We start from the raw sequence: 20,030 nt of genomic DNA on the forward strand, positions 1-20,030 counted from the left end.
CGGTTGTCGGCAGATGGCGTCAGGATGGGGGCGATGGCGTCAAGCGGCACACCATCACGGATCGTTTCGCCCGAGGCGTTGGATGGTCGCAGAATACCACATCGATGCGGGCATGCGTAGACCAAAAAAAGGGCTTACCGCATTAGCCGTAAGCCCTTGATTTCATTTGGCTGAGGGACAAGGATTCGAACCTTGATTGACGGAGTCAGAGTCCGCTGTCCTACCATTAGACGATCCCCCAGCATCGGGATGGTGCCCGTTTACACAAAAGCGGCTGGGGAGTCAAGACTTAATGTATACAGCTTGTTGGCTCCAATTCGTACGTCAAGCGCACGTCGCAAAGCATTTTGATATCGGGGAGCCAAAATCCCAAAATCCAAATAACAAATCTCAAATAAATTCCAATACCCAAATCTCAAAAGGATAAACGACCATGGACGATCACCCTTGTTTGGGATTTCGATTATTAAGTTTGGATTTTTTTTGGAATTTGGATCTTGTTATTTGGATTTTATCTGCGCTGCAATCAACTTCCCGCCGATTCAATAAAATCAACCGCCGCCTTAAGACGGTTCAGCACCCTAGCCTTGCCCAGCACTTCGATCAATTCAAAGATGCCCGGGCTCACGGTCGTGCCGGTAAGGGCGACCCGCACCGGCTGGGCGATTTTGCCGAAACCCAGGCCGGTTTGATCCATCACGCGTTTGAAGGCGCCCTCCTGGGTCTTTTCCGCCAGGTCGGCCAGTTTCTCGAACTGTTCGGCGAGCAGGGTGAGCACCCGCGCCGTCTCCGGCTTGAGGAACTTTTTAGCCGCCTTGCCGTCGTAAGGCCGCACATCTTCACGATAGTAGAAATGAGCGCCGTCGGCCATCTCCACCAGGGTCTTGCTGCGGGTATGCAGGGTGCCGATCACACCCGCCAGATAGTCGTCATCGGCGGCATCGTGACCTTTGCCCCTTAAAAAAGGCAGCACCCGGGGGGCGAGCTGCCTGACCGACGCGGCCCGAATGTGGTCGGCATTCAGGGCGGTGAGCTTGTCCGTGTCGAACACGCCGGCCGACTTACCGATGTTCTTCAAGCTGAACTTTTCCACCAGCTCCTGACGGGTGAAGAACTCCTGATCGCCGTGGGACCACCCCAGCCGGGCCAGGTAGTTGATGAAGGCATCCGGCAGGTAGCCCATGTCCCGGTAGGCGGTCACCGACATGGCCCCGTGACGTTTGCTCAGGCGCGTCTTATCTTTTCCAAGTACCATAGGCACATGGCCGAACACAGGCAGGGGAGATTGAAGCGCCCGGTACAGCAGAATCTGCTTGGGTGTGTTCATGACGTGGTCGTCACCGCGGATCACCGTGTTGATGCCCATGGTAATGTCGTCCACCACGACCACGAAATTGTACGTGGGCGCTCCATCGCTGCGGCAGACCACAAAATCGTCCTGCTCGGTGTTTTGAAAAACGATGTTGCCCTTGATCACGTCTTCCACCACCGTGGTACCGACAAGGGGAGACTTGAAACGAATCACGGCATTGTCCGATTTGGGCAGGCCGCGTTCCCGGCACCGGCCGTCGTATTTGGGCTTGCTGCCTTCGGCCATGGCCTTCTGGCGCATGGCCTCCACCTCCTGCTGGGTGCAGGTGCAGTAGTAGGCATCTCCCGAATCCAGCAATTTCTGGAGGTATTCCCGGTATAGGTCGAACCGCTGGGTTTGAAAATAGGGACCTTCGTCCCAGTCCAGCTCCAGCCAGCGCATGGCCTCGAAAATGGCATCCACAGACGCCTGGGTGGAACGCACCGTATCGGTATCTTCGATGCGCAAGACAAATTTTCCATTATTCTGACGGGCGTACAACCAGTTGAACAAAGCCGTACGGGCACCGCCCACATGCAGGTAACCCGTAGGGCTCGGGGGAAATCGGGTAACGATGGTTTCCATGATTGACCTACCTTATATGAGTCGTTGATGAAGGGATGACAATGACACATCTAGTAAAAAAATAAGTTATTCACCAGTCACGACGCGTTGCGCCGTTTGCCTGCTCGCCGGCAGCCGTGGGGCCTCAATCCGGAAGTCAACCACCAATTTTTCCGTGGCCGACCGATATTTCCACAAAAACTTTAACCATCTGTAATAAATATTAATAAAATCGAAAATACCCGGTCTTAACCGGTCGCAGGCCCCTCATTATCACATCCATAGAAGGGGAACAAGGGTACAGGGGGAAAGATTTTTGGGAAAAGCCTTGACATTCGCCGGCTTTTTAATTACTACAGGCGCAACCAACTAAAAACACAGCTGATTCTGGAATAGTTATAAATATTTTAATATGTTAGGAGATTACTAATGGCTGTACCGAAGCACAAGACATCTAAGTCAAAACGGGATAAGCGACGCGCCCACGACAAAATCGACGCCCCTGCGGTGGGCGTCTGCCCGGGATGCGGCGAGGCCAAACTTCCCCACCATGCCTGCCCCGAATGCGGTGAGTACAAGGGCAAAAACGTAATCGTCAAGGACGAAGACTGATTCCCCAAAAGGATAAGCCGATCATGACCGACACCGGAGCCCATCGCCCGCAGGGTGGACTGGACGAAGAGACCCGGCAGATGGTGGTCGACACCGTCCGCCAGCTGTCCAAGCGCCTGCTCACAAAAAAAGCCGTCCTGGAATGGGACCGTGACGAAGTCTTCCCCGAAGCCGCCGTGCGGGAGATGCTGAGCCCGGAGATCGGTCTGCAGCTGCTGTTCATCCCCGAAGCCTACGGCGGTATGGGCGGCGGCGCCATGGACTGCTGCGCCGTCACCCGGGAGATGAGCAAAATCTGCCTAGGTGTGGGAACCGCCTTTTTTGCCATCCAGCTGGGCTCGGACCCGATCATTGTCGGCGGCACCGAGGCCCAGAAGGAGCGTTGGCTGGGCGCCGTTGCCGAAGGCCACAGCCTGGTGGCCTACGCGGTGACAGAAGCGGAGGCCGGGAGCAACCTGGCATCCCTCAAGACCAAGGCCGAGCCGGTCATGGACGGTTCCGGCACGCTCACCGGCTACCGGATCAACGGTTCCAAACAGTTCATCTCCACCGGCGGGTACGCCGATTTCGTGACCGTCCTGGCGCAGACCCCCGAAGGCCCTACCTTTTTCGTGGTCGAAAAGGGCACCCAAGGCTTCGAGCAACACAAGGGCGAGGAGAAGCACGGCATCCGGGCCTCCAACACCTCGCCCCTGACCTTTACCGATGTCTATGTCCCCGTGGAAAACATGATCGGCGACGCCCCCGGTAAAGGCCTCAAGCAAGCCAACCAGGTGTTCGGCTACACCCGGCTCATGGTGGCGGCGATGGCCCTGGGGGCCGGAGAGGCCGCCCTGGAGGGAATCGTCATTCCCTATGCCCATGAACGAATCCAGTTCGGCGGCCCCCTTTCCGCCAAAAAAGGCTACACCAACAAACTGATCGTCCCCCACTGGGTCAACCTGAAGGCGGCCGCCGCCCACATCGAAGCCATTGCCCGCCGAATAGACAGCGAAGACGAGGATTTTCAGGTGGAGGGATCCATTGCCAAGCTCTTCACCTCCGAAGCCGCCAACCGGGCGGCGGACGATGCCATGCAGGCCCTGGGCGGCTATGGCTACATCAGCGAATTCGGCGTAGAAAAGATCAAAAGAGATGTAAAAATCACCTGTATCTACGAAGGCACCAGTGAAATCCAGCAGAACATCGTATCCACGTTTCGTTGGAAAAAGGCCCGCAAGACCAAAGGCGCCTTCTACGAAGAGATGGCCAAGGGGCTGGATGGGCTCCACGAGGACTGTGATCGGGCCGGCTGCCGGACCTTGGCCGCCTGTGCGCGGGCGTTGAACCGCACCATCGATTTTGCCCACGACAACCGCCTCACCCGCCACCAGCAAGTCATGTTCGCCCTGGCCGACATGATGACCCACGTGGAGGTGGGGGAAAGCATGGCCCACCTGGCCGTGAACGCGGCGGACGAGATCAACCTGGCCGCGGCTAGGGTCTTTGCCAACACCTGCGCCCGCCTGGTGGCCGAAAAAACCAGATTGATCGTCATGGGCAGCCAGGTCGTCGATGCTGAAACGGCGGAGCAGTTCCTGCCGTCGTTAAACCTGGCCGATTTGGAGGGCAGCTACCGGGGGTTGATCGACGACATGGACCGCATCGCCGACCGGATTTTTGAGAGGGCATCATGACCGAATCGGGCGATCGAATCGTCGTGGTAACCGGGGGATCACGAGGCATCGGCCGGGCCATCTGCGCCGCCCTGAGCGCACCGGGGACCACCGTTTATTTCAACTACAACAGCAATCTTGACGCAGCCCTGGCTACGGCCAGGGAGATTTCAGCCGGCGGTGGCAAGGCGTGCTACCACCAAGTGGACGTCGCCTCGGAAAGCGCCGTATCCGACTACCTGGGTACGGTCTTGAAGGAAGCCGGAAGGATCGACGTGCTGGTAAACAACGCCGGCATCACCCGCGACGGCCTGCTGGTGCGCATGAAAGAAACCGACTGGGACGCGGTGATGGACGTCAACCTGAAAGGGACCTTCAACTGCATGAAGGTAGCCGCCAAGGCCATGATGAAGCAGCGCTACGGGCGCATCATCAACATCTCCTCGGTGGTGGGCGTTACCGGCAACCCGGGACAGGCCAACTACGTTGCCTCAAAAGCGGGAATCATCGGCCTGACCAAGGCCGTGGCCCGGGAACTGGCCAGCCGGAACATCACGGTGAACGCGGTGGCCCCCGGTTATATCGACACCGATATGACCGGCGATCTCGGCGACACGGCCAAGGCGGCCATGATCGGCCAGATTCCCATGGGACGCATCGGCACGCCGGAAGAGATTGCCGGCGTCGTCGCTTTTCTCGCCTCTGCAGCTGCGGACTATATTACCGGCCAGGTCATCCATGTGAGCGGAGGCATGTATATGTGAGAATTGCGAAATTGAGGAATTGCGAATTGAAGAATTCAATGCCTTTCAATTCCTGAATCCCTCAATTCCTCAATCCCTCAATTTTTGTTAATCGTGAAAGGAGATCATCATGTCAGTTGAAGATAAAGTAAAAAAGATTATCGCGGAGAAACTCAGTGTAGACATTGCCGAAGTGGTTCCGGAAGCCTCTTTTGTGGATGACCTCGGAGCCGACAGCCTCGATCTGGTGGAACTGATCATGTCAATGGAAGAAGCGTTCGACGTGGATATTTCCGATGAAGACGCTGAAAAGCTGGTCACTGTCAAAGACGCCTTCGACTACATTAAAAACCACTAATGTTAATTTTGAATTGAAAATTATGAATTTTTAATTAATGAAAGCCGCCTGGTCTTCTTAAATACGATTAGGATGCCTTCATTCCAAATTAAGAATTCAAAATTGCTAATTGTTTATTTTACCAGAAGGGAAGGAATCGTTGAGCAGACGGGTTGTCATCACCGGATTGGGACTCGTAACACCGTTGGGTGTCGGCGTGGATGAAACCTGGTCGGCCCTGTGTGAAGGCCGCTCCGGCATTGGCGAAATCACGCGTTTCGACACCACTGATTTCACCACCAAAATCGCCGGAGAAGTCAAGCATTTCAACGCGGAGGACTTCCTTCCCAAAAAAGATGCTAAACGCACCGAAAGATTCATTGCCTATGCCGTGGCAGCCGCACGGATGGCCGTTGAAAACGCCCGCCTGACCATCGACGGTGCCAACGGACACCGCGTGGGCGTGATCACCGGATGCGGACTGGGCGGGCTGGAAATGCTGGAGATAACCGCCCGCACCGTTCAGGAAAAAGGACCCAAACGGGTCAGCCCCTTTTTCATCCCCATGATCATTGGCAATATGGCTCCGGGCATGATCTCCATCCACCTGGGCGCCAAGGGCCCCAACATCTCGGTGGCCACGGCCTGTGCCGCCGGCGCCCATGCCATCGGCGATGCCTGCAACACGATCTTGCGGGGACAGGCCGACGCCATGATCACCGGCGGCGTGGAATCGGTCATCACCCCCACCTGTATTGCCGGATTCAACTCCATGAAGGCCCTGTCTACGCGCAACGACGATCCGCAAAAGGCCTCCCGGCCCTTTGACCGGGACCGTGACGGTTTCGTGGTGGGTGAAGGCGCCGGGATGCTGATTCTGGAAGAACTGTCACATGCACGCGAGCGGGGTGCGCCCATCCTGGCTGAAATGGTCGGATACGGCCAGAGCGGCGACGGCTACCACATGACCTCACCGTCTCCGGACGGCGATGGCATGATCCGTTGCATGCAGGCCGCCATCGACAGCGCAGGCATCTCCTGTGAAGCCATCGACTACATCAACGCCCACGGCACGTCCACCCCGCTGAACGATCTCTACGAAACCCGGGCGATCAAAAAGGTATTTGGTGATCTCGCGCCTAAGGTGCCTATTTCTTCCACCAAATCCATGACCGGACACCTGCTGGGCGGTGCCGGCGGGATCGAAACCTCCTTTACCGTCATGGCCGTGAAAAACGGCATCATCCCCCCGACCATCAATCTTGAGCAGGCCGATGACGAATGTGATCTGGACTATGTTCCCAACGTGGCCCGCAAGGCGGACATCGTCTACGCCATGTCCAACTCCTTCGGCTTCGGCGGCACCAATGCCAGCCTCGTGGTAAAGCGATACGAACCATAATTGATGAACCTACGGTCGGTCTGAGTTCAACGGTTCAGGGTTCCCCGTTCAGAATTAACCGCCTCGCGACATACCGGAAATAACAATTTACAAGCACAAAATTACAAACAAATTTCAAAGCCCACTATCCAAATCTCAAATGAGATCAATATCCGCTTTGTTTGGAATGTTGATCATTGTGATTTATTTGTGATTTGTCTATTGGCTATTGTGATTTGATGGTATGTTTTCGTTTTTGAAAAAAAACGTAAAACATCACACACAAGTGCCTAACCAACCTAAACATTTCCCCTTTTTTTCTTGCGGTGGCCGCTGGTTCTGGATATGTAAACATGTCAGGCCTTTTATCGATCACGATTTCACCCCCGAAAGGAACCAAAGACCATGACCGAGGCATCCGGCCCACAGCGAATCATCATCGGCTGCGACCATGCGGCATACCGGCTCAAGGAAACGCTAAAAACAGCGATGGAGGCTCAAGGTCTCGTCGTCACCGATGTCGGCACCCACAGCGAGGCATCCATAGACTATCCGGACACCGGCAAGGCCGTGGCCGAAAAGATTTCATCGGGCGAATACGAACGCGGCATTCTCATCTGCGGCACCGGACTGGGGATGTCCATGGTGGCCAACAAATACCCCCACGTCCGCGCAGCCCTGTGCAACGACCTGTTCTCCGCCGCCATGAGCCGGCGGCACAACGACGCCAACATCCTGGTCATGGGCGGGCGGGTCATCGGCGATATCCTGGCCATGGAAATACTGAAGACCTGGCTGGAGACGCCCTTCGAGGCGGGTCGGCATCAGCGCCGGCTGGACATGTTTGACACGATATAACGCCTGTAGAAAGCGAGAAAGCACGTTGCACACTGATTTGATTCGAGATACCGATCCGGAGATCGCCCGCGTCATCCAAGACGAAGCGATGCGCCAGCAGTCTCACCTGGAGTTGATTGCCTCGGAAAATATCGCCAGCCCGGCCGTCATGGCGGCCCAGGGCAGTATCCTGACCAACAAATACGCCGAAGGCTACCCCAATAAACGCTACTACGGTGGCTGTGAATTCGTCGACCGGGCCGAACAGATGGCCATGGACCGGGCCCTGGCCCTGTTCGGCGCCGACAGCGCCAACGTGCAGCCCCACTCTGGCTCCCAGGCCAACATGGCCGCCTATTTTGCGCTGCTTGAACCCGGTGACAAGGTGCTGGGCATGGATTTGGCCCATGGCGGCCACCTGACCCACGGCGCCAATGTCAGCTTTTCCGGTCGCCTTTTCCACTTCATCCACTACGGCGTCAAGCGGGAGACGGAAACCATCGACTACGACCAAGTGGAAGGTCTGGCCAGGCAGCACCGCCCGAAAATGATCGTGGCCGGTGCAAGCGCCTATCCCCGGTTTTTCGATTTCAAGGCCCTGTCGGAAATTGCCCGATCGATCGATGCGCTGCTGATGGTGGATATGGCCCACATTGCCGGCCTGGTGGCCGCTGGGGTGCATCCCTCTCCCATTCCCCATAGCGACGTGGTCACCTCCACCACCCACAAGACCTTGCGGGGCCCCCGCGGGGGCTTGATACTGGCCCGGGAGGGCTGCATTAAAAAGATCAACAGCCAGGTGTTCCCCGGTATTCAAGGCGGTCCGCTGATGCACATCATCGCCGCCAAGGCCGTGGCCTTCAAGGAAGCACTGGGGGCCCCATTCAAACAATACCAGAAAAATACCATAACCAATGCGGCGACGCTGGCCGAATCCCTGAAAGATAATGGCCTGGATCTGGTGTCCGGCGGCACGGACAACCATCTCATGCTGGTCAACCTGACCCGCATGGACATCACCGGCCGGGATGCGGAGGATGCATTGGGGCGCGCCGGCATTACGGTCAACAAGAACGCCATCCCCTTCGAAACGCGCGGCCCCCATGTGACCAGCGGCATCCGGATCGGCACTCCTTTTGTGACCAGCCGTGGAATGATGGCCGAGCAGATGAAGGTCATCGGCGGCCTCATGGCCGAGGTCCTGCGCCATCCAGGCGACGAGGCATTGCTGAAAAGGACAAGGGAGCGAGTGCTGGCGCTGTGTGATGAATTTCCCCTTTATCCGCAGGCAGATGGCCGCGGACGGTAGAGGAGCTGCTTGAATGACCGCGACCGACAACGCTAAACGATCGGACTATCTTTCCTGGGACGACTACTTCATGGCCGTCGCCCTGTTATCGGCCCAGCGCAGCAAAGACCCCAACACCCAGGTGGGCGCCTGTATCGTCAATCGCCAGAAGCGCATCGTTGGCGTCGGGTACAACGGCTTTCCCACCGGGTGTTCCGATGACACCCTGCCGTGGTGCCGCGAGGGAGACTTCCTCGACACCAAATACCCTTACGTCTGCCACGCGGAGCTCAATGCCATTTTAAACAGTGTCCCCGGGAACCTCACCGATTGTCGTATCTATACAGGCCTGTTTCCCTGTAACGAATGCGCCAAAGTAATTATCCAGGCGGGTATCCGCGAGGTGGTATACCTGTCCGACAAGTATGCCGACACCGATTCCGTTCGCGCCTCCAGAAGGATGTTCGACCAGGCCGGGGTGGCCTGTCGCCAGCTGATGCCGGCCCGTCCGGTGGTGTCCATCCAATTTTCGGAAAGCGGATAGGGTCTGATCCGTTGCATGATAAGCCGGTTATTCAACTTTACGCAGCCACCGGGAGGGTAATTAATGAAATGTCCATTTTGCGGAGAGCTTGACAACAAGGTTATCGATTCTCGAGTCAGCAAGGACGGCAGCGTGATCCGACGCCGGCGGGAGTGCATCGACTGCACCCGGCGCTTCACCACTTACGAGCACATTGAAGAAATTCCCATCATGATCATCAAAAAGGATGGTCGCCGGGAAGTCTTCAGCCGCGAAAAAGTGGGATCCGGAATCCGCAAAGCCTGCCAAAAACTGGACATCAGCATGAACACCATCGAAGAGTTCATCGAAGACCTGGAAAGGGATCTTCGGGAAACCGGCGAAAAGGAGATCCCCTCCCACGAGATCGGCGAGCGAGTCATGGTAAAACTGCACGAACTCAATGACATCGCCTATGTCCGCTTCGCATCCGTCTACCGCGAGTTCAAGGACGTCAACGACTTTGTATCTGAGCTCAAGCGCTTGCTGAGCCATCCGGCCAAATAGCGCGTCACCAGGAGGGAAAGGCTACAGGGGGCAAGGATCCAAGACATCCATGAACGACATTGAATACATGCAACAGGCATTGACCCTGGCCGAAAAGGGCCGGGGGTGGACCTCACCCAACCCCATGGTCGGCGCGCTGCTGGTCAAGGACGGCCGCGTCGTCGGCCGGGGGTATCATCAGCGGGCGGGCGGGGCTCACGCCGAAGTCAAGGCCATTGACCATGCAGGCAAGCTATCCCAGGGGACGACTCTTTATGTCACCCTGGAGCCGTGCAACCACTTCGGCCGCACGCCACCCTGCACCCACAAGATCCTCGCTGCCGGCATCCGGCGCGTGGTGGTGGCGATGGGCGACCCGAACCCCGGCGTGGAGGGCGGCGGCAACCGTTACCTGCAGGACCACGGCATCGAGGTGACCACGGACATTTGTGAAAAGGAAGCCAGGACGCTGAACGAAGCCTTTATCACCTGGATCACCACCGGCAGACCCTTCGTCATTGTCAAATGCGCGGCCACCCTCGACGGGCGCATTGCCACCCGCACCGGCGACTCCCGCTGGGTCACCGGTTCGGCCGCCCGGCAGTTCGTTCATCGGCTCCGCCACGCGGTCGACGGCATCATGGTCGGTGTGCAGACGGTTAAAAAGGACGACCCCAGCCTGACCACGCGCCTGGATGGCGCAACCGGTTCGGATCCGACACGCATCATCCTGGACACGCACCTGTCAATCCCGATGAAGTCCAAGCTGCTGCACCAGACGTCCCCCGCCCCCACGTGGGTAGTCTGCGGAAAGCACGCACCGGCGGACCGCCGGGCAGCACTGGAATCCACCGGTGCACGGGTCATCACCGCCCCTGTGAAAGATAGCCGCATCGACCTGCCGCCGTTGATGCAACGATTGGGCGAAATGGGGATCACCAGTCTGCTGATCGAGGGCGGGGGCATGGTCATCGGTTCAGCCTTTGCCGCCGGCATCGTAGATAAAATATGTTTCTTTTACGCACCGAAGATATTGGGCGGTGACGATGGGATTCCGATGTGCCGGGGCACGGGACCGGAGCGCATGCATCAGAGTATCGCCGTCCATGATTTGTCGGTGCTCCGATTCGACACGGACGTCATGCTTCAAGGCTATTTGAAGCCCTTATGATTGATTGACAACAAGCGTTTACACATTATTTTTACGGTCATGTTCACAGGAATCATCGAAGGCTTAGGCACCATTTCCGCCATCTACCCGTCCGGCCAGGGAAGCCGAATTTCAATCATTTCGGATTTCGACCTTGAAGGAACCCGCATCGGAGACAGCATTGCCGTGAACGGCGCCTGCCTGACCGCCGTGAGCCTGCAGGGAAGCCGGTTTAGCGTGGACGTTTCGCCCGAGACGCTAAAGCGAAGCGTATTGGGCAGGATCAAACTCGGCGAACGGGTCAATCTGGAACGGGCGCTGCGGCTGTCGGATCGGCTGGATGGCCACCTGGTTTCAGGTCACATTGACGGCATGGGCACCCTGCGCGAAAGGAAAACGCTGGCCAACGCCATCATCATCACCTTCGGAGTGGGTCAATCCCTTTCCCGTTACATGATCGAAAAAGGGTCCGTGGCCGTGGACGGCACCAGCCTGACGATCAACCGTTGCGGCGTCACCGCGTTCGAGGTAAGCATCATTCCCCACACGGCCAGCCTGACCACCATCGGCTTCAAAAAGGAGGGAGATGCAGTCAACATCGAAACCGACATGATCGGAAAGTATGTTGAACGCTTTGTTCTGAACCGCGGGCCGGCAGACCGCAAGGCCGACAAATCCGATGGCGGCATCGATATGGCCATGCTGGCCAAGTCCGGATTTATTTGATCAATCAACGAACTGCAGGAGAACGTTCCACCATGCCAAAAATTACCATCGACCAAGCCATCGAAGATATCCGCGACGGCAAAATGGTCATCCTCGTCGACGATGAAGATCGGGAAAACGAAGGCGACTTGACCATGGCGGGGGAGAAGGTGACCCCCGAAGCCATCAACTTCATGGCCAAGTATGGCAGAGGCCTGATTTGCCTGTCACTGACCGCTCAAAAATGTGCCCAATTGAACCTGCCTATGATGGTGCAAAACAACACCAGCCCCTTTGAAACCGGTTTCACGGTCTCCATCGAGGCCAAATGCGGGGTCACGACCGGGATCTCTGCCGCCGATCGGGCCACCACCATCGCTGCTGCCGTGGCTGACGACGCCAAACCCGGCGACCTGACCCGGCCGGGCCACATATTCCCGCTGCGGGCGCGTGATGGGGGGGTCATGGTGCGGGTGGGCCAGACAGAGGGAAGCGTGGACCTGGCCAGACTGGCCGGCCTCAGGCCGGCGGGCGTCATCTGCGAGATCATGGACGACGACGGCACGATGGCACGCATGCCGGCGCTTGAAGAATTCAGCCAGCAGCACGGCATCGGCATCTGCACCATCGCCGATCTGGTAGAGTATCGCATTCGAACGGAAAGTTTTGTTCACCGGGCCGCAGAAACCATCATCCCCACCCTTCATGGCGGCGACTTTAAAATGATCGCTTTTGAAAACGACGTGGACAACCTCACGCACATCGCCCTGGTGAAGGGGGAAATCGACCCGGAAACACCCACCATGGTGCGTGTGCACTCGGAATGCATGACCGGTGACATCTTCGGCTCCATGCGCTGCGACTGCGGTGACCAACTGCACAAGGCCATGGCGATGGTGGCCGCAGAAGGGTCAGGTGTCATTCTCTACCTGCGCCAGGAGGGCCGGGGCATTGGTCTGATCAACAAGCTCAAGGCTTACGAGCTGCAGCGATGCAAGGGCATGGACACGGTGGAGGCCAACCTGAAGCTGGGGTTCAAGGACGACATGCGCGACTACGGCATCGGCGCTCAGATGCTGGTCAATATCGGTGTGCGCAAGATGCGCCTGTTGACCAACAATCCCAAGAAGATGGTCGGGCTTCAGGGCTATGGGCTCAGCATGGAGGAGCAGGTGCCCATCGAGGTTGAGCCCAACGAGTACAACCGGTGTTATCTCGAGTGCAAAAAGCTTAAAATGGGCCATACGCTCAGTTTTGAAGAAACCGTAAAACATCAATAAGGAGAGGAAAACCGTCCTATGCCGAATATCATCGAAGCCGGCCTGGTTGCCAAAGGTAAGCGGTTCGGTATCATTGCCAGCCGTTTCAACGATTTCATAACCGATCGACTCGTGGGCGGCGCCATCGATGCACTAACCCGCAGCGGTGCCGAAGACGCGGACATCGATCTCGTCAAGGTACCCGGTGCCTTCGAAATTCCCATGGTGGCCCAGCGCATGGCCAAAAGCAAAAAGTACCATGCCATCGTCTGCTTAGGGGCGGTTATTCGTGGTGCCACCCCTCATTTTGACTACGTGTGTGCCGAAGCCTCCAAGGGCATCGCCCAGGTGAGCATGGAGACCCAGGTGCCGGTCATCTTCGGCATTGTCACCACAGACAGCATCGAACAGGCCATCGAGCGGGCCGGCACCAAAGCGGGCAACAAGGGCTGGAGTGCGGCCGTCTCAGCCATCGAGATGGCCAACCTGATGGAGACAGTGGACAAGGGGTGACCATGGGAACCCGCCGATTATCAAGAGAACGGGCCCTGCAGGCCTTGTTTTATATGGACATGCACCGGGACCCGGTGGAAGACCCCGTCGGACAATTCTGCAGCAGTTTTGCCCAGGACAACCCCGCACAACCGTTTTTCCACCGTTTGGTGGACGGGGTGCAGGAGAACCGCAAAGCGATCGACACGGTGATCGAACAGTTCTCGAGCAACTGGAAACTCTCGCGCATGTCCTGCGTGGATCGCAATGTATTGCGCATCGCCGTTTTCGAACTGCTCTATTGCGCCGACATCCCTCCCAAAGTTTCCATTAACGAGGCCATCGATGTGGGTAAACGCTTCGGCACCGATGAGTCCGGCGCCTTTATCAATGGCATCCTGGACAGCATCCGGTTAGCGATGAAAGAGGAAAAAATTACCTACATGCCCAAGACCACCGGATGATGGGTCTGGATACAGCGGGAGTTCAATAATGAATTCTTAATTTTGAATGTTGAATGAAGGTATTCCATCGTTTTTTTAAATTGAGGGCATACATGAATTCAACATTCACAATCGAACATTAATAATAAAATAACCGTCAGGAGGAACGAATTGATTATCCGTCAAATGGCCCTGGGCCCGATTCAGGCAAATTGTTTCATTCTGGGATGTGAAAAGACGCGCCAGGCCGTAGTCATCGATCCTGGCGACGATGCCGACCGCATCCTAACCAGCCTGGCCGGGGATAGGTTGACCGTGGTTCATATTATCAACACCCACGGCCACTTTGACCATGTCGGCGCCAACAAGCGGCTCAAGGAAGCCACCGGTGCAGACGTCCTCATCCACAGCGCCGACGCGCCCATGCTCACTCAGTTGTCGGCCACGGCGGCCGCCTGGGGATTGGCGGCGGAAAACTCACCCACAGCGGATCGACTGCTGGAAGACGGGGATGCCATCACCTTCGGCACCCACTCCCTGAAGGTGCTTCACACCCCCGGCCACACCACTGGCGGCATTTGCCTCTACGTCGAGTTCACCCACGCGGGCGCGCTTCAAAAAGCGGTGTTTGTAGGCGACACCCTCTTTGCCGGCTCCATCGGAAGAACCGATTTTCCCGGCGGCAATTTCGACACCCTGATCAACAGCATCCGAACCAAGCTCTTTACCCTGGATGAGGACGTCAAGGTTTATCCGGGGCACATGGGCAACACCGCCATCGGTGTTGAAAAGCGGACCAACCCGTTCTGCGGGATGGGATAAGATGCCTCTGGCCGTGTCTAGAAAAAAAACCCGCCGCATCATGGTGGGTGGCGTTGCTGTGGGTGGCGGGGCACCCGTCAGCGTCCAGTCCATGACCAATACCAAAACCGATGACGTCGCGTCTACCGTGGGCCAAATTCGGCAGCTGACACAAGCCGGCTGTGAAATCGTCCGCGTGGCAGTCCCGGACCGACCCGCTGCCGATGCCATCCCCCGGATAAAAAAACAAATTGACATTCCCCTGGTTGCGGACGTCCATTTTGACCACCGCTTGGCCATTGCCTCCGCCAGGGGTGGTGCCGACGGGCTGCGGTTCAACCCCGGCAACATCGGCAGCCGCAGGCACATCAAGGCCCTGGTCGATTGTGCCAAGGATCACCGGATTCCCATTCGCATCGGCGTCAACGCCGGCTCCCTGGAAAAGGATATCCTAGCGGCGCACAAGGGAGTGACCGCCGCAGGCATGGTCGAAAGCGCACTGCGGCATGCGGCCCTGCTGCAGGAATTGGATTTTCACGAGATCAAGATATCCATCAAGGCATCCGACGTAACCCGAACCCTTGAGGCCTATCGACTGCTCTCGCAAAAAACCGACTTGCCTCTTCACGTGGGTGTCACCGAAGCCGGATCACTCTATTCGGGCATCGTCAAGTCGGCTCTGGGAATCGGCACCCTGCTGGCCGAGGGTATTGGGGATACCCTGAGGGTTTCGCTCACCCGCGACCCGGTGGAGGAGATCCGGGTGGGCTATGAAATCCTCCGGGCGCTGGACATCCGCCACCGCGGACCGGAAATCATCTCTTGTCCCACCTGCGGACGATGCGACATCCCCTTGTTCGACATCGTGGACAAGGTCGAAAAAGCCTTGATGACACGCACCACGGCGGTAAAATTGGCCATCATGGGCTGTGTGGTCAATGGCCCCGGAGAAGCCCGAGAAGCAGACATCGGCGTAGCCGGCGGCTGCGGGGTGGGGATCCTGTTCAAAAAGGGGAAAGTCGTCAAAAAATTTCCCGAAGACCGGCTGGTGGAAGTGGTTCTGGAGGCCGTGGACGAGTTTGAACAACAGACCCGATCGCATTGAACATCAATAGGCATCCATTCAGGGCTCAACGGTTCGAAGATCATCGAAGATCTCAACCGTGGCTACCCTAAACCTTTGAACCCAGAACGATGAACCGTACCGAAAACAGTTAGGACACACACATGAGTAAACCGCAGAAAAACGCCATCTCGCCCTCGCGGGATGAAGATTATCCGGAATGGTATCAAGCGGTCATTAAAGCTTCCGATATGGCCGAACGCGCACCGGTGCGTGGCTGTATGGTCATCAAGCCGTGGGGATACGCCCTGTGGGAGAACATCGTGGCCCGGATGGACCGCCTGTTTAAGGCCACCGGCGTAAAAAACGCCTATTTTCCGCTCTTTATTCCGGTCAGTTTTCTGGAAAAAGAGGCTGAGCACGTGGACGGGTTTGCCAAAGAATGCGCCGTGGTCACCCATCATCGGCTGGAACAAGGCCCCGGCGGTGGACTGGTTCCCGGCGGCCCTCTCACCGAGCCCCTGGTGGTTCGTCCAACCTCGGAAACCATCATCGGCGATTCTTTTTCCAAGTGGGTGAGCAGCTACCGCGACCTGCCCCTGCTGATCAATCAGTGGGCCAACGTGGTGCGCTGGGAAATGCGCACGCGGATATTCCTGCGAACCAGCGAGTTCCTGTGGCAGGAGGGGCACACCGCCCATGCCACGGATACGGAGGCGATCGAACGAACCAGGATGATGCTCAAGGTCTATACCCGCATGGTCCAGGACGATCTGGCCATGCCGGTCATCGAAGGCAGCAAGACGGCGGCGGAGCGCTTCCCCGGCGCCGTGGACACCTTGTGCATCGAAGCCATGATGCAGGATCGCAAAGCCTTGCAGGCGGGAACCTCACACTTTCTGGGGCAGAACTTCGCCAGGGCCTCCAATATCCGATTCCAGACCGAGAAGGAAACCGAGGACTTCGCCTGGACCACATCGTGGGGGACCTCCACGCGCATGATCGGCGGACTGATCATGACCCATGGAGATGACGATGGCGTCATTATGCCGCCGCGGGTTGCGCCGGCGCACGTGGTGCTGTTGCCCATTTTCAGAACCCCGGACGACCGGCAAAACGTGATGGACTACGTCAATCGGCTGGCCGCGACCTTGAGGGAGCTTGTCTACGCAGGCCGGGATCTGGTAGTGGAAGTGGATGAGCGAGATATCGGCGGTGCGCGGGGTTGGGACTGGATTAAAAAAGGCATCCCGGTCCGGGTCGAAATCGGACCGCGGGACATGGCCGAAGACTCCGTGTTCGTCGGCCGTCGCGACCAATCGCATCGCGATAAAACGGCGATGAAGCGCGAGGCCTTCGTGGCCCAATTGCCAGCCATCCTGGACGATATTCAAGGCCGCCTTTTCGAGCGGGCCTGCCGTTTCAGGGAGGAGCATACCCGTAGGGTGGACGATCGCAACGATTTCTACAACTGGTTCACACCCAAGAACCTGGAAAAACCGGAAATCCACGGTGGTTTTGCCATGTCCCACTGGTGCGGGGAGGATGCCTGCGAAGCCAAAATCAAAGCAGATCTCAACGTCACCATACGCTGCATCCCCTTAACGGCGAAAAAGGAGCCAGGGGCCTGTATCTGCTGCGGCAAACCCAGTCAAGAGCGCGTGGTATTCGCAAAAGCATATTAATCGATCAGCTTGAGTATTTTCGCTTAGCCGACGGTTTCGTAAAGCATTCGAGATCAAGGCTTGCAAATCCCGAGGAATGAGGCGTACTGTTCGTACGCCGCAGTGACGAGGGATGAAGCGTAACGCAGATATCGGATGTTTTACGAAACCGTCACGAATTATGATTCGAATCACCGACATCCTTGACAAGGTCCTTGAAAACCACCCGGATGCGGACGTGGACATCGTCGACCGGGCCTATATTTTCTCGGCCCGGGTCCATGACGGACAGATGCGCCTGTCCGGTGAGCCCTATCTCTCCCACCCCCTGGAGGTGGCCGGCATCCTGGCAGAAATGAAACTGGATTCGGTAAGCATTGCCGCCGGCCTGCTCCATGATGTCATCGAGGACACCCATGCCACCGAAAATGAAATCGGTGAAATGTTCGGCCGTGACGTTCTGCACATCGTCTCCGGCGTCACCAAACTGAGCAAGCTGCCCTTCAACAGCGCCCAGGCCAGGGAGGCGGAGAGTATTCGTAAGATGCTGCTGGCCATGGCCGACGACATCCGGGTCATCCTGATCAAACTGGCCGATCGTCTCCATAACATGCGGACGCTTCAATTTCACAAAAGCGCGGCCAAGAAGAAGAAGATCGCCAGGGAAACCCTTGACATTTATGCGCCCATCGCCTCCCGGCTGGGCATCTACTGGATCAAGAATGAACTGGAAAACCGATCCTTCCAATTTCTGAATCCAGATGCTTACGAAGATATTCAACGCCGGGTGGATAAAGACAAAGAGGACCGCGAAAACTATGTAGAGACCGTCAAGCGCTACATTCAGAAAAAGTTAGACGAGAACGGTCTGAAAGCCGAGGTCAGCGGGCGCTACAAGCATTTTTACAGCATTCACCAGAAAATGCTGGTCCAGAACCTGCCCTTTGAAGAAGTCTACGACATCATTGCCTTCCGGATCATTCTGGAAACCATTCCCCAGTGCTACGAAGCCTTAGGGCTGATGCACAGCCTGTGGCGCCCCATCGCCAAGAAGTTCAAGGACTACATCGGCATGCCCAAGCCGAACATGTACCAGAGCCTGCACACCACCGTCATCGGCCCCTTTGGTGAACGCATCGAGGTCCAGATCCGCACCCATGAGATGGATCGGGTGGCCAAATCGGGAATCGCCGCTCACTGGAGTTACAAGGAGGGCAAGGTCATCGACGAGAATGTCTCAAAAACCTTTGCCTGGGTGCAAAATCTGGTGGAAAATCAAGAGGCGTTCAGGGACCCCAATGAATTTCTTGAGAATGTGCGCATCGATCTCTTTCCAGACGAAGTCTATGTATTTACCCCACAAGGGCAGATCAAGTCACTGCCAAAGGGCGCGACACCGGTGGATTTTGCCTACCTGATCCACACGGAGGTGGGTGCGCAGTGTGTCGGCGCCAAGGTTAACGGCCGGATGGTCCCCTTGAAATACGAGCTTCAAACCGGTGAAATTGTCGAGGTGATCACCAGCAAGGGGCACCACCCGTCAAAAGACTGGCTCAATTTTGTCAAGACGGTCAAGGCGCGATCCCGCATCCGTCAATGGATCAAAACCCAGGAAAAGGAGCGCAGCATCTCTTTGGGTCGAGAGATGTGCGAGAAGGCCTTCCGCAAGTATCGACTGAACTTCAACGCCCTGATCAAAACCGAAGAGATGCAAAAAGTCGTGGAGAGCTTCGGGTTTAAGCAGGCCGAAGACCTGGTTGCCAGCGTGGGTTATGGCAAGATCACGCCGCTGCAGATCATCCGCAAGATCACACCCAAGGAAGCGGTGGAGGACACCGAGTCCTTCTTAAACAAAATCGTCGCCAAAGACAGGAGAAAGAAAGAAAAAGGCGGGGTGGTGGTCAAGGGGGTGGACGACATCCTGGTCCGCTTTGGAAAATGCTGCCAGCCGGTGCCCGGTGACCCGATCACCGGTTACATCACCCGGGGATACGGTGTGACCGTCCACCGCACCACCTGCGTCAATGCTATGAAATTGAATCCGGAACGGCAGATCGAGGTTGAATGGAACCAGGAGATGACCGAATCCTACCCGGTCAAAATCGTTGTTCGTTCCCTCGACCGGGTGGGCTTGCTAGCGGATGTGGCGGCCAATATCAGCAAGAGTGGCGCCAATATATTGAGCGCCAATACGGAAACCCAGGAAAACCAGACGGTGGACAGCTATTTTACGCTGTCGGTCCAGGGCACGGACCATCTGACGCGTGTGGTGGAGTCGCTAAAACATGTCAAGCAGGTATTGGAAGTCAAACGGCTGGGCTAGGCGGCCTTGACCACATTGCCCGATTTGATGCATTGGGTGCAAACCACCATCTTTTTCACCTGCCCTTGGTGAATCGCCCGAACGCTCTGCAAATTTGGATTGAACCGTCGTTTGGTGATGTTATGGGCGTGGCTGATGTTGCTTCCCACCATGGGTTTCTTGCCGCATATTTCGCACATTTTTGACATGACCGACCGTCTCCCCTGCTTGGCTTTGATTGAATCACGGGCCATCCGGCCCCGACTGTTGTTAAAAATCGGTCTTGTTACATTAAATCTTAACGGATGTAAAGCATTTTTATATCAGCGCGGGTT

The 20,030-nt window shown here is 56.8% G+C and carries 20 protein-coding genes and 1 tRNA gene; 18 read left to right on the plus strand and 3 right to left on the minus strand.

Going from position 1 to position 20,030, the window contains the following annotated elements; translation table 11 throughout:
• Positions 1-167: 167 nt before the first annotated feature.
• Positions 168-241, minus strand: a tRNA-Gln gene (locus ABYV26_RS00940).
• 285 nt (positions 242-526) lie between these two features.
• Positions 527-1,936 (minus strand): glutamate--tRNA ligase, encoded by a 1,410-nt coding sequence (gltX, locus tag ABYV26_RS00945; protein ID WP_372677288.1) that lies wholly within the window; start codon positions 1,934-1,936, stop codon positions 527-529.
• Between the two features lie 408 nt (positions 1,937-2,344).
• Between gltX and rpmF the strand changes: the two genes are divergently transcribed.
• The 18 genes from rpmF to ABYV26_RS01035 all read left to right on the plus strand — a co-directional run bounded on the left by rpmF (position 2,345) and on the right by ABYV26_RS01035 (position 19,716).
• Positions 2,345-2,527, plus strand: coding sequence for a 50S ribosomal protein L32 (gene rpmF / locus ABYV26_RS00950; protein WP_372677290.1), 183 nt, complete (start codon positions 2,345-2,347; stop codon positions 2,525-2,527).
• A gap of 23 nt (positions 2,528-2,550) precedes the next feature.
• A complete protein-coding gene (locus ABYV26_RS00955; protein WP_372677292.1) occupies positions 2,551-4,203 on the plus strand; it encodes an acyl-CoA dehydrogenase in 1,653 nt (550 codons plus the stop codon).
• On the plus strand, positions 4,200-4,946 hold the full coding sequence (gene fabG / locus ABYV26_RS00960) for a 3-oxoacyl-[acyl-carrier-protein] reductase (RefSeq protein ID WP_372677294.1): 747 nt from the start codon (positions 4,200-4,202) through the stop codon (positions 4,944-4,946). The genes ABYV26_RS00955 and fabG overlap by 4 nt, the downstream gene beginning before the upstream one ends.
• A 109-nt stretch (positions 4,947-5,055) precedes the next feature.
• Positions 5,056-5,283, plus strand: a complete 228-nt coding sequence (acpP, locus tag ABYV26_RS00965; RefSeq protein ID WP_372677296.1) for an acyl carrier protein — start codon at positions 5,056-5,058, stop codon at positions 5,281-5,283.
• A 139-nt stretch (positions 5,284-5,422) separates the two neighbouring features.
• Positions 5,423-6,664 (plus strand): beta-ketoacyl-ACP synthase II, encoded by a 1,242-nt coding sequence (fabF, locus tag ABYV26_RS00970; RefSeq protein WP_372677298.1) that lies wholly within the window; start codon positions 5,423-5,425, stop codon positions 6,662-6,664.
• Positions 6,665-7,048: 384 nt separating this feature from the next.
• A complete protein-coding gene (gene rpiB / locus ABYV26_RS00975; protein ID WP_372677300.1) occupies positions 7,049-7,501 on the plus strand; it encodes a ribose 5-phosphate isomerase B in 453 nt (150 codons plus the stop codon).
• 88 nt (positions 7,502-7,589) lie between these two features.
• Positions 7,590-8,789, plus strand: a complete 1,200-nt coding sequence (gene glyA / locus ABYV26_RS00980; RefSeq protein ID WP_372677343.1) for a serine hydroxymethyltransferase — start codon at positions 7,590-7,592, stop codon at positions 8,787-8,789.
• A 13-nt stretch (positions 8,790-8,802) separates the two neighbouring features.
• On the plus strand, positions 8,803-9,312 hold the full coding sequence (locus tag ABYV26_RS00985; protein WP_372677302.1) for a cytidine/deoxycytidylate deaminase family protein: 510 nt from the start codon (positions 8,803-8,805) through the stop codon (positions 9,310-9,312).
• A 63-nt stretch (positions 9,313-9,375) separates the two neighbouring features.
• On the plus strand, positions 9,376-9,837 hold the full coding sequence (gene nrdR / locus ABYV26_RS00990; protein ID WP_319252498.1) for a transcriptional regulator NrdR: 462 nt from the start codon (positions 9,376-9,378) through the stop codon (positions 9,835-9,837).
• 49 nt (positions 9,838-9,886) lie between these two features.
• A complete protein-coding gene (gene ribD, locus ABYV26_RS00995) occupies positions 9,887-10,987 on the plus strand; it encodes a bifunctional diaminohydroxyphosphoribosylaminopyrimidine deaminase/5-amino-6-(5-phosphoribosylamino)uracil reductase RibD (protein ID WP_372677304.1) in 1,101 nt (366 codons plus the stop codon).
• The gene (locus ABYV26_RS01000; protein WP_372677306.1) at positions 10,988-11,692 is read left to right on the plus strand and encodes a riboflavin synthase; all 705 of its coding nucleotides are present in this window, start codon (positions 10,988-10,990) and stop codon (positions 11,690-11,692) included. It abuts the gene before it with no gap.
• Positions 11,693-11,724: 32 nt separating this feature from the next.
• Positions 11,725-12,951: a bifunctional 3,4-dihydroxy-2-butanone-4-phosphate synthase/GTP cyclohydrolase II gene (locus ABYV26_RS01005; protein WP_372677308.1), complete on the plus strand. Its 1,227-nt coding sequence runs from the start codon at positions 11,725-11,727 to the stop codon at positions 12,949-12,951.
• An 18-nt stretch (positions 12,952-12,969) separates the two neighbouring features.
• On the plus strand, positions 12,970-13,443 hold the full coding sequence (gene ribE, locus ABYV26_RS01010) for a 6,7-dimethyl-8-ribityllumazine synthase (RefSeq protein ID WP_372677310.1): 474 nt from the start codon (positions 12,970-12,972) through the stop codon (positions 13,441-13,443).
• A 2-nt stretch (positions 13,444-13,445) separates the two neighbouring features.
• A complete protein-coding gene (nusB, locus tag ABYV26_RS01015; protein WP_372677312.1) occupies positions 13,446-13,886 on the plus strand; it encodes a transcription antitermination factor NusB in 441 nt (146 codons plus the stop codon).
• Between the two features lie 150 nt (positions 13,887-14,036).
• A complete protein-coding gene (locus ABYV26_RS01020; protein WP_372677313.1) occupies positions 14,037-14,687 on the plus strand; it encodes an MBL fold metallo-hydrolase in 651 nt (216 codons plus the stop codon).
• A 1-nt stretch (position 14,688) separates the two neighbouring features.
• Positions 14,689-15,771 (plus strand): flavodoxin-dependent (E)-4-hydroxy-3-methylbut-2-enyl-diphosphate synthase, encoded by a 1,083-nt coding sequence (ispG, locus tag ABYV26_RS01025; RefSeq protein ID WP_372677315.1) that lies wholly within the window; start codon positions 14,689-14,691, stop codon positions 15,769-15,771.
• 122 nt (positions 15,772-15,893) lie between these two features.
• Entirely contained in the window at positions 15,894-17,414 is a 1,521-nt protein-coding gene (gene proS, locus ABYV26_RS01030) for a proline--tRNA ligase (RefSeq protein WP_372677317.1), read from the plus strand.
• A 160-nt stretch (positions 17,415-17,574) separates the two neighbouring features.
• Positions 17,575-19,716, plus strand: a complete 2,142-nt coding sequence (locus tag ABYV26_RS01035; RefSeq protein WP_372677319.1) for a bifunctional (p)ppGpp synthetase/guanosine-3',5'-bis(diphosphate) 3'-pyrophosphohydrolase — start codon at positions 17,575-17,577, stop codon at positions 19,714-19,716.
• Here the strand turns inward: ABYV26_RS01035 and rpmB are convergent.
• Complete coding sequence (rpmB, locus tag ABYV26_RS01040) at positions 19,713-19,904, minus strand: 50S ribosomal protein L28 (protein ID WP_372677321.1); 192 nt, start codon at positions 19,902-19,904, stop codon at positions 19,713-19,715. The genes ABYV26_RS01035 and rpmB overlap by 4 nt on opposite strands.
• Between the last annotated feature and the right edge of the window lie 126 nt (positions 19,905-20,030).

It is taken from the genome of Desulfosarcina sp. (assembly GCF_041551955.1).
In the GTDB taxonomy this organism is placed as follows: domain Bacteria; phylum Desulfobacterota; class Desulfobacteria; order Desulfobacterales; family Desulfosarcinaceae; genus Desulfosarcina.

Coding starts and splice junctions, on each gene's coding strand:
- gltX (WP_372677288.1), bottom strand. CDS start 1,936: ATGGAAACCATCGTTACCCGATTTCCCCCGAGCCCTACGGGTTACCTG.
- rpmF (WP_372677290.1), top strand. CDS start 2,345: ATGGCTGTACCGAAGCACAAGACATCTAAGTCAAAACGGGATAAGCGA.
- ABYV26_RS00955 (WP_372677292.1), top strand. CDS start 2,551: ATGACCGACACCGGAGCCCATCGCCCGCAGGGTGGACTGGACGAAGAG.
- fabG (WP_372677294.1), top strand. CDS start 4,200: ATGACCGAATCGGGCGATCGAATCGTCGTGGTAACCGGGGGATCACGA.
- acpP (WP_372677296.1), top strand. CDS start 5,056: ATGTCAGTTGAAGATAAAGTAAAAAAGATTATCGCGGAGAAACTCAGT.
- rpiB (WP_372677300.1), top strand. CDS start 7,049: ATGACCGAGGCATCCGGCCCACAGCGAATCATCATCGGCTGCGACCAT.
- glyA (WP_372677343.1), top strand. CDS start 7,590: ATGCGCCAGCAGTCTCACCTGGAGTTGATTGCCTCGGAAAATATCGCC.
- ABYV26_RS00985 (WP_372677302.1), top strand. CDS start 8,803: ATGACCGCGACCGACAACGCTAAACGATCGGACTATCTTTCCTGGGAC.
- nrdR (WP_319252498.1), top strand. CDS start 9,376: ATGAAATGTCCATTTTGCGGAGAGCTTGACAACAAGGTTATCGATTCT.
- ribD (WP_372677304.1), top strand. CDS start 9,887: ATGAACGACATTGAATACATGCAACAGGCATTGACCCTGGCCGAAAAG.
- ABYV26_RS01005 (WP_372677308.1), top strand. CDS start 11,725: ATGCCAAAAATTACCATCGACCAAGCCATCGAAGATATCCGCGACGGC.
- ribE (WP_372677310.1), top strand. CDS start 12,970: ATGCCGAATATCATCGAAGCCGGCCTGGTTGCCAAAGGTAAGCGGTTC.
- nusB (WP_372677312.1), top strand. CDS start 13,446: ATGGGAACCCGCCGATTATCAAGAGAACGGGCCCTGCAGGCCTTGTTT.
- ispG (WP_372677315.1), top strand. CDS start 14,689: ATGCCTCTGGCCGTGTCTAGAAAAAAAACCCGCCGCATCATGGTGGGT.
- proS (WP_372677317.1), top strand. CDS start 15,894: ATGAGTAAACCGCAGAAAAACGCCATCTCGCCCTCGCGGGATGAAGAT.
- ABYV26_RS01035 (WP_372677319.1), top strand. CDS start 17,575: ATGATTCGAATCACCGACATCCTTGACAAGGTCCTTGAAAACCACCCG.
- rpmB (WP_372677321.1), bottom strand. CDS start 19,904: ATGTCAAAAATGTGCGAAATATGCGGCAAGAAACCCATGGTGGGAAGC.